The organism is Bradyrhizobium sp. CCBAU 11361, from assembly GCF_028128935.1.
Lineage (GTDB): Bacteria > Pseudomonadota > Alphaproteobacteria > Rhizobiales > Xanthobacteraceae > Bradyrhizobium > Bradyrhizobium niftali.
Map to the genome: position 1 here is coordinate 1 of NZ_LBJZ01000171.1, position 13,232 is coordinate 13,232.

Consider the following 13,232-nt stretch of genomic DNA (forward strand, 5'->3'; position numbering starts at 1 on the left):
CAACTTTCGTTGTTCTCTCGCGAGTTGGCCGTCGCTTTGTTGCCGCGGTCGAGTCGATGGACGGAGGGAAGTCCGCTTCGGGTCAAGCTCGGAAGTCGGCGGGTCCATGGTAGATGGTCTGCTCTGCCACTGTGAGCGGACATCACCGGATCCGCGGTTCAGGTCTGCGAAGGGCCACGAGCGGAAGCACTCCACTGAGTGAGACTTTCGCTTCCAGGTGTAGTCTTCAGCTTCGGGCCGAGGTTGCAGGCAATCAGGTTGAGGAGGAAGTCGGCGGCGACGCGAGCGGGGGCCTCGATGTTTCGTCATTGCTCGCCTCGTGTTAGACTTTGCCTGCCCGATCAGGGAGAACAGCCATGACCGCCGAGTTCGATGAAGACCGCTTCAATATGGCTATCCGTAAATTTCTGAAGCATGTCGGAGTTACATCGCAGCGTGAAATTGAGAACCTAGTGCGTAGCGGGGAGGTGAAGGGTGGCAAGCTCAAACTGCGAATGACCCTGTCAGCTGAGGGGACGCCGCTGAAACATGTGGTCGAGGAAACAGTCGCGCTCTGACGATTGTCCCGGCTGTGGGACCTCACGAAAGCTATCATTGCGGTCGCCGGCCGAACGTCGCCTTCGGGTCATTAGCGTTGTTTTGAAGGTCGGCTTGTCATTTCCGGTCTACCGTCAACTTCAGACATGTCACTGCGCTGGCCGTCGTTATGTGCCAACAACTGACCTTCGTTTTGATTTGCGTTAGCTTACGCAAGTCCCGCGATGATCTTGTCAACGTCCGCTTCCGGGAACACCTTGACCGACGTCGTCCGTACGTTCCCGATGGCGGCCAGCGACAAGAGAAACTTGGCCATGGCCTCATCGTCGGTGGCCTCGGTGTGGATGATGAGGTCATATGTTCCCATGGCGAGATAGCCGGCCTTGATGTCAACGCCAAACTTTTTGCCCAACTCCCTGGCGGCCGCTCGACGCTGCGGCATTTCCTTGATGGTCCGAACACCTTGCTCGGTGAAATTGCAGAGAAGCATGTACGTGGACATGGCGATTCTCCTTTGACAAAGAAGCAATGGACTTAACGAGTCCACGTCGTGGATTATGCCACACTGCCTGACCCCGCCCAACCACCAAGATCCCCTCAGGGCGGCTCGAAGTGGCGGGGTCATTCTCGACCGAATTGGGCTATCCGCGTGGCGTCCGGTTTAGCGCCGTTAGCAGCCAAAGTGCGGACTACCCTCAACTTCGGAAATATTCAGGCGTCGCGCAAACCATCGTTTAAGGCCAAAAGGCGACGTCACCGAAAAGGCCGGCCACGCCAGATCAGGCCGATCTGTCAGCCGCTTTCGAATATTTCACGGGCGACGAATGGGTTTGCGCCGGCCTAATCAGGTCTGGCGCTGCGGCCGATAATGCGGTCGACGTCGGCAACCGCCCCGTAGAGGCGCTGCCGCGAGAGCCAATGAAGGTCGTCCATGCGTTGCACGATTCCTACCACAACCGGCACGTGGTGGCGTCGCGTAAGCTGCTCAAGCGGGAAAACGGACCACCAGGCGCGAAAAGCGACTCGCGTCCAAGCGCGCGCGTCCCAGCCGAGCAGGAGGACATCCGGCGCATACCTGCGCACCGCACGAGTCAGGTTCCACGGGTACATGACGATGATGCCCAGGCGCACCGGTCGCGCACCCTCCCACGGAAAGGATCTTGCGACGGTGGCAAAAGCAAATACGACTGAGCGACCGGCCACATTGCTGGCAACCAGCCTCTCGATGACTCTAGAGACAAGTCCCGTCTCCTTCACCTCCACAAACAGTTCAAAGTCAGTTGGTGAAAGAAGCGACAGTGCCGCATCGAGGGTAAGCGCATTCTCGACATGACGCGGCGGGTCGTGTGACACCACCAATGTGTCGGAATCCGCTGCAAGGCAGACGTCGAATTCGACACCAGATATTCTGCCGTCACGGGCGGCACGTGCGAACGCGGCGAGCGAGTTTTCACCCGGACCCGCGGATCATCCACGATGCGCAATAAGCTTCATGACGAGTCCGTAAAGCCAAGCTGCGCGCGCCATGCAACCTCCTCGTAGACTGTTCGCGCAGCTTCGTCGATTACCTCATCCAACAGAAGGAGCCGTCATTCACTCTGTTGCTCGTCCAGAGCGGCAGCGTGCCAAAGGCTATTGAGTTCATCCTGCCCCCCAGCCGACGTGGCTCCCGCGTGATCTAAGCTTGTCGAGACGCTCGAGATAGGCGGCGCTCTGGGCAGTAGGTAGGCTCGATACAAATTCGAGGGACCGTCCATACATGCGGATCAGAGCAGCAAAGCAGCTTTCATCTTCCATGCTGCAGGATTCTAGAAAGCCGAATGCCTCTTCGCAATAAAATATCGACAGCTCCGCCATCCCCTCCGGGCGACCAATCGCTTTCTTGTAGTCCGCAATCGCCTTCTTGGCTCTTGAAACCGACACGGACTGGTTGTTCATTAAGTCTGGGCATATCCAGGTAGTAATATTTGCTTTGAAGGGCTGGAGCTGATCATGACCAAGCCCAAGCGGGCGTGCAAGAATGCTCGGTTGTCTTTGCTCGCAGTGTAGAGGTCTTGCACCAGTCCCCGAAGGCCTGCGCGATCGAAGTCTAAGAGCACGGTCCTAACATCGTTCCAAGTTGGCGAGGCATTTTTGCTTCGGACCACGGCCACCAACCTTTCAATGACGGTTTTATGAGCGAGCTTTTCGGCTCGTTCAAGATACACGACTTCGGCAAAGGAGTAGATTGATCGGATCAACGATGCCGGCAGGCAAGCCCCTTAATTTGGTCCAGCGCGCTTGACGGCTTCGGCGCCAGGGCAAATCCTGGCGCGCCAGCCAGGCGCGAGGCGGGACACTTGACGTCAACCGAGATACCTAAGCGAACTGGCCAACGATAGCCATGAACGCCGGCGAGTTTGGGCGGGCGAACCAATCGGACCACCATGTCCTCTAGCTCCAACGCCAGTATCGCCAAGAAAGCTCGCACGAAGGCCGAGGCGGATTTTGCCACTTGGCTCATGATGGCCAAGCTCGGTGGTTTCGATGACCTTCCGTCAAACGCACAGGGCTTTCTGACCAACTATCGAACCCGACTCGAGACGATGAGCGAAGCCGAGTCCACGGCCCTGGCCGTTCGCGAGGTCTACAGCGCTTATTACAGCGAGATGGGAGGCGTGGGCGCGGCGCCGGAACCAAAGGCCCGCGCACCAACGACGGAGGGCAAAGTCGTGCGCTTCCAGAGACGGCCTAAACCTCAGCCCGCTCCATCGGCTGCGCGCCATCCGACGAGGCCAATGATTCGAAAATCCCTCTCGGCACTGCTGATTTTCGCGAGCATGGTGGCTCTGATTGTCGCATATAGATATCTGACGCAGTAAAACCGCCCGCGGATTGTGTGCGGGAAGAAATGCGCTCACAGCAACCGCGCGGAACCTGGGCGGCTCGCCAAGCTTCTCTACCGCGCCCGCCACGCCACCTCTAGCAGCGGCCCGCCTCGCATGACCTCCGCATCTACAAAAACGCGATGTCCGCGACGTCCGCTCTTCCTGATAGCGACCAAATAGCGGACATCGCGCACTTCGCATCTGTGCCAACAGCGGTCATTCCGCAACCCCGTAGATGAGTGCTGCCCTCACCGGGAAGCGAGGCGGCGCGTCGGGTAGAGCGGGCATAAACGCCGCAAGCTATTTGAAGCGCCTTGCCTTTACGTTTTCGGTCCACAGGCTTGACCTTGACGCCCGCGCGTCGCAGGTTTCGGGGCGCCGCGCGCGGCTCGCGCGCCCACCAGACAGGATCCATCTTTCATGGCATTCGTGCAGTTCACGCAACCGGACGATCAGCCCATCGTCATCAACACGGATAGGATCGTGACCGCCACGCCACTGCCCGACGGACAAGGCACGCGCATCACCCTCAACAACGGTGGCCATCAGGACGTGAAGCAACTCATCGCTGACGTGCAGCGGCAGTTGAACATTAGCGGGTAGGCTGAGGACATCGCCGCCTGGGCGAACCATTCCGCCGATCAAGTGAGGTCGTACACTTTCTTGAGTGCTGCCCAATGTCGCAGATGGGTCATTCGCGTCGATTTAGCATGCCCCGGTCTTCCCCAAACAACCGACGCCAGAGTGAACGTCACGGTTCGATGCTGTGGGCCACTTTCAGACATGGCTCGCTTGCTTCCTCTCTGAGATGGCAATGACCCGGATTGGTGAGCAGCATGCTTTCCCAAGTGAGGTCTGGCTCTCACCAAATGCCCGGAACGAGCCGCCATCGGACCCGCGCGGCGTAATCCGCGTAACCCGCAAGCTCTGCGTGAAGAACTCGGTCCTCCATGATGGTGCGATGGAGCAGAAACGGCAGGCTGAAGATCACGACGAGCGCGGCCGCGAGCCACGATCCGAGTGCGGGTCCGCTTGCCGCTATCACCAGAATCCCAGCGGTATATCCGGGATGGCGGACGAATGCGTAGGGCCCCGTGGTGACGACGTGCTGGCCGCGGTCGGTCTGGATGCGAATGGCAGAGGAGGTAAGCCGAGACAGGCATCCGCTACTTTACCATTTCGGAGGAAGCGAAGTGGTGCCACACATGACCCTAGATCCACCGCCGCACACGCCCGGCGTAATCCGCATAGGTCCTCCCGAATCGCGCCTGGAGATGCCTTTCCTCCCTCTCGATGGCGAGCTTTTGCACCGCGAAGGCAGCGAGGACGGCATCAGCAAAAACCACGCGATCCCTGAGACCAGTCCAATCCCCAGTACAAGTATCGTGCCGGCGAGGTAGAGCGGATTGCGGGCAGCTGATCTACCTCGGATTTTCCGCAAAACAAACGGCCCCAGCTAGGCTGGGGGGCGGGGCTGGGGCCGCCATTCCGCACCGGATGGTAATCGGCGGTAGGGCATCCGGTGAACTGGACCAACCCCCGGTGGAACCTTTGGTTCCCAGGTGTTCGATTCCCGCCGCGAGCGCTGCCAGCATCGAACATACACGGACATACCTACCCCTTTAGAGGTAGATGAGCGTCACAAACGCGAACGCCCGCAGACCATGGGCAGAACTTGAAGTGGCCACATTAGGGCAGCACCCGGGATCCGCGAAAGGCCCTCTAGCCCTTGGTCATTTAATGTTTCGATACCCTCGCAGCAACTGTTGGTTGGCTCCACTCGAAGTCCGGGCGGACAAGCGACGTCCCTGACCGCCCGCCGGTTCACGCTGGCGGGCTTAATCAGCCCATTCATTATCCAACGGAATGGTGCAAACAGCTGCGCCATCATCGTTAATCACAGAGACCGAATAGTGATGGCCGATCAGCTCCGGGCGAGTTTCGCGCAGCGACCGAGCAAGTCCTGATAGCTTCTATCTGCGCCTCCGCTTCGCCTGGAAGTTCATGCACTCCGAAATCCGAGACAAGGCGGGTATTGATGAGCTTGAATGAATACAGAGGCATGGAAAATGTCCGACGAATGCCAAAGCCCCTGCTACCGATAGGAAGCAGGGGCTCGCGGATGGATGGTCCGAGGCTGGGATGTTCCAGGTGTCGCACCAAGGACCCGCGTGATCAGAACGCTTTCGCCGCACAGATGGCCCGCGGAAATGTTGTGCAATTCGCGCAAACAATAGGCCCGGCGCCTCTTTGCCGGGTGAGAAGCGCCGGGCCGATCGCCAACAATGCCCTGATCAGCCTTGACCGCCCCGTCGGCGCGAGTTCCCACATGACTTCCGGAGCGCCCCGGCGAGCGGACATGTTCAGTGCCTATCGTAAGGTCTCAAACGGGCCACAACCAGACTAAGCTACCCTCTCTGACCAGCTATCGATCTTCATGAATTACCGCCGACCTTCGCAGTCCCCACAGCACTATGACTGAGGCAGTGACGATGGTCAGCCCGACTGAAATGAAGCCAAGCATCACAAGAGCCTCTTGCCATAGCGTGGCACTGTGACCGGCAGCAGTGATTGGCGAGAGCGCAGCCGTGCCCAATAGCGCTGCCAGAGTGGTAAAGACCCAATTGCCGTACGTGCCATACAGCACAGTCCAATAGGCCAGTGCCTTCTGGCAAACCCGTAGCCTCACTTCGGACCATATGGCTCCCAGCGCAACAAGAAACGCGCCGTTCATGACGCCCTCAAGATGTGCCGCAAGTCCCATGCGCGGGTTTTGAAAGCTTGTTTCGATAAAGCCGGTCAACAATCCGAGCAGGAAAAGAAACATCCCGTGCCAAATCAGACGCCGCTTGCTGTTCGTCATATTCCTCCGCCCTCCCTTCAGGAGCACGCTTTTCCGCACACGTCCTGGCCGCCACCTCCGCGCCGCTTCGAGCGGCGGGTCATCGCTAAGGTGGAGGGGCGAAAGGCGTCTGATTCATGTTCCACTCTTTGCTGACGCTCGGTCGATCGCGTCGAACTCGGCCTCACTCAATCGCCAACCGAGTGCATCGAGATTGGCCCTGGCGTGATGAGGCTTGGTCGCGCCGGGGATGGGGATCACGTGACTGTCGCACGCCAACAGCCAGTTCAGGGCGACCTGGCTGATGCTGGCGTCGTGCGCGCCGGCAATATTGGCGAGACATGTCAGCAGCGCTTTCGTGTTCATGCTGTCCGACGGCTGCGTGAGGCGGCCGGACGCGAGGGGAAAATACGCGACAAGTGCCACATCGAGTTCACGGCAGGCTTCGAGCACGCCATTTGCTTCCGCTGCTCGTCGGAGCAGGCTGTAGTTGACCTGATTGGCGGCGAGCGGAACGCCTGCCCTTGCGAGGTGATCGGCGATCCGGCGCATCTGGTCCGCATTGAAATTTGCCACGCCGACCGCGCGTGCCTTGCCGGACTTCACCGCTTCGACGAGACCTTCGGCGAACACTCCCACGTCGATCAAGGGCAGCGGATAATGAACATAGTAGAGATCGATTGTCTTGAGGCCCAGACGCGCGAGCGAACCGTCAAGCGCACCGATCAGGCGGCGCGGAGAGATTCGGCCCGGAAGGGGAAGGAATTTCGATGCTATCACCGCGCGGGTAGGCCCGGCAGCACGCAAGCAGTCACCCACAACGCGCTCGGAGAAGTAGATCTCAGCCGTGTCAATCATGCACGGGCCGGCATCATGAATAGTCCTGTATGTTTCCAACACGGCCCCACGATTGGCACGGCGCCACTTGTTCGTGCCGATGCCCAAGGGCAGCACATGGATGCCGGTTCGACCCAAGGGGCGCGTAGCATGATTTGCGGGCATCGCTGACCTCTCACAAGGCGAGAGCGCCGTTGGCTGGTTGGTGTGGCGCTTCCAGGTTAATCCATAGCGACTACGGCCGCATCATCTTCTGCGGCTATGTCCGGATCGGAACGATGCCAAACCGCGCTTATCATGAACTGGCAGCAGACTAGCTCCTGATCGCCGCGTAGCAAAGGTAACCGACCGGCTTTGGGAAATCGGTGATATCGTTGGAGTGTTGGAAGCTTGGGAAGCCGCCCAAGTGGGGCGGTCTAGCTGGGAGGAAGGGCCATGGAATGGTTTGGCCGGAAAACATCGATAGCGGGTACCCAAATTTCCAATTGGATACTCGTTCTAGCGGCTCTCATCGTGGTCTGGATTATCTACTCGTTCGTCGCACCCTGATCGAATGAGGTGGCGGGCCCCGTGTCGGCTTGGGGTCATTTTCGACCGACTTAGCCGGTTATCTCACCGGTTGATGTCCGTGTTGCCCCGGAAGCAGACCTGAAGCAGAAGGGGCGAATGCGACTCCGGCAGCCGCCGCTGGGCCCTCGTGATGCCGCTAGTCAAATCGCACATGTGAAATGCTGCCGCACGCGGCGGTCTTAGATACGAAACATGTTGATAGGGCCCGGCTTTATTCGTCCTTCCATTTGATCGAGCAGCCAATAGACGCCTTCTGGTCAGCCGGCGCCAGACCGGTGGTCGCAATCGCGCGCATGGCCTCGACAAGCTCTCGGGGCGCCGCCGCGCGAGGCGGAGTTGTGCGGCCTTCGTCGAGCCGGCCGCGATACTTGAGCTTGCGGTCGGCATTGTAACCGAAGAAGTCCGGCGTACAGACCGCCCCATACGCCCGAGCGACTGTCTGGGTCTCGTCGTGGAGATATGGAAACGGGAAATCATGGGCCTTCGCGAAACGCTTCATATTCTCAAATGAGTCTTCGGGATAGCTCGCCGCATCGTTCGAGCAAATCGCCGCAAAGCCTACGCTCTCCGACATCAGCACGCGGGCGTCCGAAACCATGCGGTCGATCACTGCTTTAACATAGGGACAATGGTTGCAGATGAAGACGACGACCGTGCCTTTTTCGCCCGCAACGTCGTCCAGTGCGTAAATCTTGCCGTCGGTAGCGACGAGCCGGAACTCCGCCGCCGGCGTATCAAGAACGACTTGGGTAGCTGTTGTCGCCATATCGCACCTCCTTGTGCCCAAATATATGCTGACGACGGCCTGCCGGGGCACAGTTTCCAAAGCCTGCTCGCAGTCGCGTCGTTTTGGCCATACGTCAGCCATTTCCCGTCGACCCTTAACAGCCGACATTTGGACGAGCGCGGGATTTCGTCGGTGTGGGCCAATAGGCGACGTCAAGCTGCTACGACGGCGCCACACCCCCCACGCGCGGCTCTGGGAGCGCGCCGCCCCTCAGGGGAAGCGGCTGGTCGCCAAGCAGCACCTTCACCACCACGTCACGCGCATTGCTGGGATCAAGCGAGTGCTTTGCGATCAGGTCGCTACAGTCGGCGACGATCTGGTCGGCGTCCTGCGTGATCTTGAGCTCTTTGTAGCGATCGTGCCAATGCAGGCCCATGCTTTCGCCAACAACTTCAAGGATGTTTATTATGCGGAATGGCCAGTCGCGTTCGTGCGCGCACAGTTCGCGATGATCGGAATGATAGACCGCGACCAGTGCATCGACACCTGCATCGCGCGCCGCCTCAAGTTCCATAAGTTGCAATTCGCGCTTGAACTTTGGAAGTACGCCGACATCCACACTCTGCAAACCCACCGCCGGCTGGTTCAGATCGACGAGTTCGATACCGGGGACCGTCGTCAGGATTTCAGCGGCGGCTTCCACAACGCCGGCCACGCCGGGATGCTTGTGCAGCGCGACCCGCATTTCGACCCTGCGCTGAAGGTGCGGCTTTAGCTGCGCCAGCCGGTCACCGAGAAAGCGCATGAACGGGCTCATCTCGAACGGGCGGGAGCCGCGCTGCCGCTCCACCGTTGGCAGGATGGTTTCCGTGTACTGGACGTAGCACGACGGGCACCAGGAGATCACCTGCCCCGAGTTGGAGTGCGACAGCTTTTCCATAGTACTCGAGCCCATACGACCGGCCATCTCTGCGTCCCCAGACTTGAGTTGGAGGATGCCGCAACAATGGCTCGGTCCGCCCATCACCTGGTAACTGACGCCGAGCGCATCCATGATATCGAGGGCAAGCAAGGCGACGTGCGGCGTCTTGAGCACATTGCAGCCGGTGTAAAACACGAAATCCGGCGCCTCAACGGGCGTGGAGACCGACGCCGATTTCTGACCCAGTCGTTCGAGCACGTCCGTATCGAGTTGCAGGTGCGAAAGCACGCTCACTCCACGACTGCCGTCGCGGTACTTCTCGACACCCTGTCGGCGTCGTTCGGCAAGCCCATTGTCCGACTTCGCGATGCCAAGCCGCGCCATGCTCAGCAAGAAACGCGGATTGACGCCATAGTCACACGCCTTGATGCATGCCCCGCTCCGCATGCAGGACTGCGCCCATTTGCGCGACGCTTCCGGGCCGTTGCCGGTACGTACCAGTTCGAGGATGCCGCCGATGATGTCTTCGGACTTTGTCCCCAAGATGCCGGCCGGCTCGACACTCGGACAAGCCTCGACGCATTTCCCGCATCGCGTACAGGCGTCGAGCATTTCTTCGACATATTCAGCCAGGGTCGCCTCGAATGGGACCTCGTTCATCGGCTGCATGACCAGCTCCAGACCTGCTGACGGATCAGCTACGTGCGGCACTTGACAACTTCGGAACCTAACCCACAAATGGCGAGCTGTACACGAGCAGGCCGCAATCGGGATTTGTCGCCTTTGGGTCACAAGCTGCCCTTGGCAGGCTACTTCATCTTGGTCGGCCCATCTCCCGGAAGCAGACGTTGCGGCTCTCCGAGCGAAGGTCAGCAACGGGCCATCAACGGACGTCGTCAGCTGGAGGGGCACTTCTGAAAAGTGCCAAAAGCCTTGCGGACCTGGCTAAAGCCCCAACTGACGGCAGCAGTTTTGAAGTAAGAAAACCAGAGAAGTTGTTTGGAATGTTTTTGCACTCTGCAACCTGCTGCGCAGGTTCTGAGCGATGTCAAGCAGCGCCGGATTGCTTTTCACGAAACGCTTGGCTTCGTTGACGGCGGATATTGCGCCGACGGCGAACCGGCCGCGCACGCTGAGCGGGATGAAACTGTCAAAGATCGGCTCGTAGTCCGGGCAGACCAGCAGCTTGTAGTCGTACAAGCCAATGCCAAAGTCGAAGGCGCGATAGCTCTGACCGGCAAAATGATCGATGACATAGCGCATGAGAATCAGGCCAGGGCTAAACCTCGCTTTCTGCGACATGGTATAGGTGTTGAACATCGTCGAAAAGCGGTGGTCGTCGGCCACACCGGCGAAGATCGCGAGCACCTCCTCGTCGCATTCGAGCGCATGGATCTCGATCGCGCGGCCGCCGTCGGCTAGCTTTGTCATGCAGGCGCTGCGGATGAATTCCTGCACGCCAGGGTCGGCGAACACGCTTGGCAGCTTCTGCTGCGCCATTCGTTGCGGCTTGACCTGGAAGAACCAGTCGAGCAGGCGGCTGATCTCGACGTCATCAGACGCGATGTAATAGCGGTAGCCGGCAAGCGACTGCAGCTTGCGCTCCTTGCGCTGCAGCCGGCGGCGGAGAGATTCGCTGATCAGGGTCACCGTTGTCGCGCCCGGCTCGATCGTTCGCACCGGGCAGTGAACGGTCGAGGGCTCATGAGGCAGCAGCCTCAAGGGGTTTTGCAGGTCGCGCCAGTAAGTCGGCTGGCGGCGCAGCACGAGCACGTCGGCTTTGTCGCGCGCGGCGAGCATCGCCGTCAGCGAGTGGAGATCGTGTTCGGTAGCGGTCGCCGCGAATTCGCGCTGCCACAGGCCCATGTTGAAGGTTGAGTGGTTGCCTCCCATGAAGCTCGCGCAGCGCACGCCGAAGACTGTTTGCAAGGCAAGCGGCAGCAACCCAAGCGGCCGGCCATCGTCGTCACGGGCGATCACGAGGAAGGGGGAAAGCCCCGCGCGCTGCCCGGCTCGACGCTGCCAAGCGGCGAGGAAATCGAACCGCTGATAGGGCGTGGCAGAATGGTTCGGGCTCTCAAGACTGCGCCAGACCGCTTCGGCAGCAGCGAGGTCGTGGACGATATCGACCGAAGCGACGCGCCTTGATCGCGAGCAAATATTGGCTTGCATCGTCCGGCTTTCGCTCGCGATCGCGATCCTGCGGGGGCCGTCCCATAGCTCGACGGCCAGCCCGTAGCTGGCGAGGTGCCTGGCGCGTTCCTTTGCAGCTTCGTCATTTTGCGACGCCAGGTGCGCGCGGCTGATGACGTGGCCTTCGTTGTCGAGGATGAACACCCTGTAGTTATGGTGTACCGATGCACGCCAATTGCTCATTTGAGCCCACCCGGAGTCGCCGCGCATCCCTCGTCAGCGGCTCGCCTATATTGTTGCAAGAATTTCTATTCAGGGTGGAAATTTAGAGCTACTTCGGTCGGGAAAAAGCGGAACTCGGCTGGCCGCTGCGTGGTTTAGCGGCGCAAGCCGCTCGTTACCCAGAGCCCTATCCAACCGATGAAGAAGAGTAGGAGAGGAGGACCCAAGACCATTACTGGATAGACGGCTTTCGGGATCGCAGAAGCCGGCGGGACGGCAGGCGGAAAATCACACAAAGGCCCCTTGCTCTTCGACGGTCCACAGTCACTCTCGTATTTGGCCCAAACCGCAGCGGCCGCGCGCTCGTATGCGCGCACATGTGCGTCTCTCTTCCAAATAAGGATGGCTGTCGGGCCAGCGACACAGCCCCACACGAGAGAAAGAACAATCCACAGCTGCAGCAGGCGTCGGGTCGGGTTCATAGTCCCCTCGACCAATAATGGCGGATGCGTTCGGAGATGCCAGGCGAACGTCACGCTTCCCCGCCCAAACTGCGGGCGCCGTCGGACCCGAACCCTTTCGCAAACTGATTGCGGGCGCAAGTACCTTTCCGCGCTCGGTGATCAACGCGGCGCAAAAGCAGACATCGTGGGATGTCCGAGAAGGGTCAATCGCGTCGATCGGCGACTGTGCCGCCTATGTCCGGTCTACCCGACACAGCGGACTTCTGTGACTGCCTGAGCCTTCTCGCCTTTGGACATAACGCGGTGAAGGCTCTATGCAGAGGGCACGCGCGGTTCAACGCTTCTGGTACGGGTGGAAGATATAGTCCTTCGCCTTCACGGTCACATGGCAAGCGTGTCCGCAGTCTGTGGGGCTGGGATCGGCCGTGAACATGTCGGATGCGGCCTCGTAGTTGAATAGCGCGTATCCCCATCCGCCGCTTTTCGGAAATCTCTTGCTGTCCTTCTCGATGACGAAAGCCTGCGTGAAGACATCTGGCACATCCACAACGAAGGGAGCCTCCGTGCTCTTCTTCGGCTTCCACTGGAGCTTCGCGATCTTGGAGCCATCCGGGAAAGGTTGGCCGTTGTTCGGAACACCAGCCTTGTACGCCTCGATCATGGTCGGATTGGCGACGATCACCTTGAGCACTTCATCGGTCCGGGCGGAAGAGACCACCGCCCAGTCCTCGTATCCCTTGAAATCGGAGAACGCGATTCCATCCGGCGATTTCAGCGAGTACTTGTCCTCCGCGTAAACGGCCGTTCCGCCCAGGACGGCGAGTATTGCCGTGATCGATAGCTTGCTTTTGCGTTTCATGGCTGTCCTTATTTCGTTTGAGGATAGTCGCGTTCTCAGTGCTCGCGAAAGCCGCATCACTCCTTGAATAGATCGACGCTCATGAGAATTGCCGGCTCGGAGCGGGCGCGTGAAACGATAAATTGCTTTGAGAAAGTCCATTAGAGATAACATGAAAACGGCTGGCCGTGGGACCCTGATGTCGCAGATGGGTCACGTGCCGTAATACCTGCGGTGAGCACATCTTGTCAGCTCCGGCTCCGATAGGAGACC

Annotated in this window: 13 protein-coding genes; 3 read left to right on the forward strand and 10 right to left on the reverse strand. The window is 59.5% G+C overall.

Translation table 11 applies throughout. The features are described 5' to 3' along the window. Positions 1-356 precede the first annotated feature (356 nt). Positions 357-557, forward strand: a complete 201-nt coding sequence (locus XI08_RS18480; protein ID WP_027548237.1) for a DUF6494 family protein — start codon at positions 357-359, stop codon at positions 555-557. Between the two features lie 188 nt (positions 558-745). On the opposite strand, the gene XI08_RS18485 is transcribed toward XI08_RS18480, so the two are convergent. From XI08_RS18485 to XI08_RS18495, 3 genes are all read right to left on the reverse strand, one after another. Next, positions 746-1,039, reverse strand: a complete 294-nt coding sequence (locus tag XI08_RS18485) for a GYD domain-containing protein (RefSeq protein ID WP_027548304.1) — start codon at positions 1,037-1,039, stop codon at positions 746-748. A gap of 338 nt (positions 1,040-1,377) precedes the next feature. Then, a complete protein-coding gene (locus XI08_RS18490) occupies positions 1,378-1,896 on the reverse strand; it encodes a hypothetical protein (RefSeq protein WP_271575482.1) in 519 nt (172 codons plus the stop codon). Positions 1,897-2,178: 282 nt separating this feature from the next. After that, a complete protein-coding gene (locus XI08_RS18495) occupies positions 2,179-2,475 on the reverse strand; it encodes a hypothetical protein (RefSeq protein WP_271575483.1) in 297 nt (98 codons plus the stop codon). Positions 2,476-2,963: 488 nt separating this feature from the next. Here XI08_RS18495 and XI08_RS18500 point away from each other — a divergent pair, with 488 nt between their 5' ends. Beyond that, a complete protein-coding gene (locus tag XI08_RS18500; RefSeq protein ID WP_271575484.1) occupies positions 2,964-3,398 on the forward strand; it encodes a hypothetical protein in 435 nt (144 codons plus the stop codon). Positions 3,399-3,824: 426 nt separating this feature from the next. Then, entirely contained in the window at positions 3,825-4,007 is a 183-nt protein-coding gene (locus XI08_RS18505) for a hypothetical protein (RefSeq protein ID WP_135178334.1), read from the forward strand. A 259-nt stretch (positions 4,008-4,266) separates the two neighbouring features. Here XI08_RS18505 and XI08_RS46345 read toward each other — a convergent pair whose 3' ends face one another. From XI08_RS46345 to XI08_RS18540, 7 genes are all read right to left on the reverse strand, one after another. Then, positions 4,267-4,563 carry a methyltransferase family protein gene (locus XI08_RS46345; RefSeq protein ID WP_442869837.1) on the reverse strand — a complete coding sequence of 99 codons (297 nt, stop codon included), beginning with the start codon at positions 4,561-4,563 and terminating at the stop codon, positions 4,267-4,269. Positions 4,564-5,829: 1,266 nt separating this feature from the next. Beyond that, positions 5,830-6,267 carry a hydrogenase gene (locus XI08_RS18515; protein WP_271575485.1) on the reverse strand — a complete coding sequence of 146 codons (438 nt, stop codon included), beginning with the start codon at positions 6,265-6,267 and terminating at the stop codon, positions 5,830-5,832. A 114-nt stretch (positions 6,268-6,381) separates the two neighbouring features. After that, on the reverse strand, positions 6,382-7,248 hold the full coding sequence (locus XI08_RS18520; RefSeq protein ID WP_271575486.1) for an aldo/keto reductase: 867 nt from the start codon (positions 7,246-7,248) through the stop codon (positions 6,382-6,384). A 616-nt stretch (positions 7,249-7,864) separates the two neighbouring features. Beyond that, entirely contained in the window at positions 7,865-8,419 is a 555-nt protein-coding gene (locus XI08_RS18525; RefSeq protein WP_271575487.1) for a thioredoxin family protein, read from the reverse strand. 181 nt (positions 8,420-8,600) lie between these two features. Then, positions 8,601-9,971 (reverse strand): (Fe-S)-binding protein, encoded by a 1,371-nt coding sequence (locus tag XI08_RS18530; protein WP_271575488.1) that lies wholly within the window; start codon positions 9,969-9,971, stop codon positions 8,601-8,603. Positions 9,972-10,247: 276 nt separating this feature from the next. Next, a complete protein-coding gene (locus XI08_RS18535; RefSeq protein WP_442869838.1) occupies positions 10,248-11,474 on the reverse strand; it encodes a GNAT family N-acetyltransferase in 1,227 nt (408 codons plus the stop codon). 981 nt (positions 11,475-12,455) lie between these two features. Continuing rightward, on the reverse strand, positions 12,456-13,121 hold the full coding sequence (locus XI08_RS18540; RefSeq protein ID WP_271575490.1) for a cytochrome P460 family protein: 666 nt from the start codon (positions 13,119-13,121) through the stop codon (positions 12,456-12,458). Positions 13,122-13,232: the final 111 nt, after the last annotated feature.

Coding starts and splice junctions, on each gene's coding strand:
- XI08_RS18505 (WP_135178334.1), top strand. CDS start 3,825: ATGGCATTCGTGCAGTTCACGCAACCGGACGATCAGCCCATCGTCATC.
- XI08_RS18520 (WP_271575486.1), bottom strand. CDS start 7,248: ATGCCCGCAAATCATGCTACGCGCCCCTTGGGTCGAACCGGCATCCAT.
- XI08_RS18485 (WP_027548304.1), bottom strand. CDS start 1,039: ATGTCCACGTACATGCTTCTCTGCAATTTCACCGAGCAAGGTGTTCGG.
- XI08_RS18480 (WP_027548237.1), top strand. CDS start 357: ATGACCGCCGAGTTCGATGAAGACCGCTTCAATATGGCTATCCGTAAA.
- XI08_RS18525 (WP_271575487.1), bottom strand. CDS start 8,419: ATGGCGACAACAGCTACCCAAGTCGTTCTTGATACGCCGGCGGCGGAG.
- XI08_RS18535 (WP_442869838.1), bottom strand. CDS start 11,474: ATGCAAGCCAATATTTGCTCGCGATCAAGGCGCGTCGCTTCGGTCGAT.
- XI08_RS18500 (WP_271575484.1), top strand. CDS start 2,964: ATGTCCTCTAGCTCCAACGCCAGTATCGCCAAGAAAGCTCGCACGAAG.
- XI08_RS18540 (WP_271575490.1), bottom strand. CDS start 13,121: ATGGACTTTCTCAAAGCAATTTATCGTTTCACGCGCCCGCTCCGAGCC.
- XI08_RS18495 (WP_271575483.1), bottom strand. CDS start 2,475: ATGAACAACCAGTCCGTGTCGGTTTCAAGAGCCAAGAAGGCGATTGCG.
- XI08_RS18530 (WP_271575488.1), bottom strand. CDS start 9,971: ATGCAGCCGATGAACGAGGTCCCATTCGAGGCGACCCTGGCTGAATAT.
- XI08_RS18515 (WP_271575485.1), bottom strand. CDS start 6,267: ATGACGAACAGCAAGCGGCGTCTGATTTGGCACGGGATGTTTCTTTTC.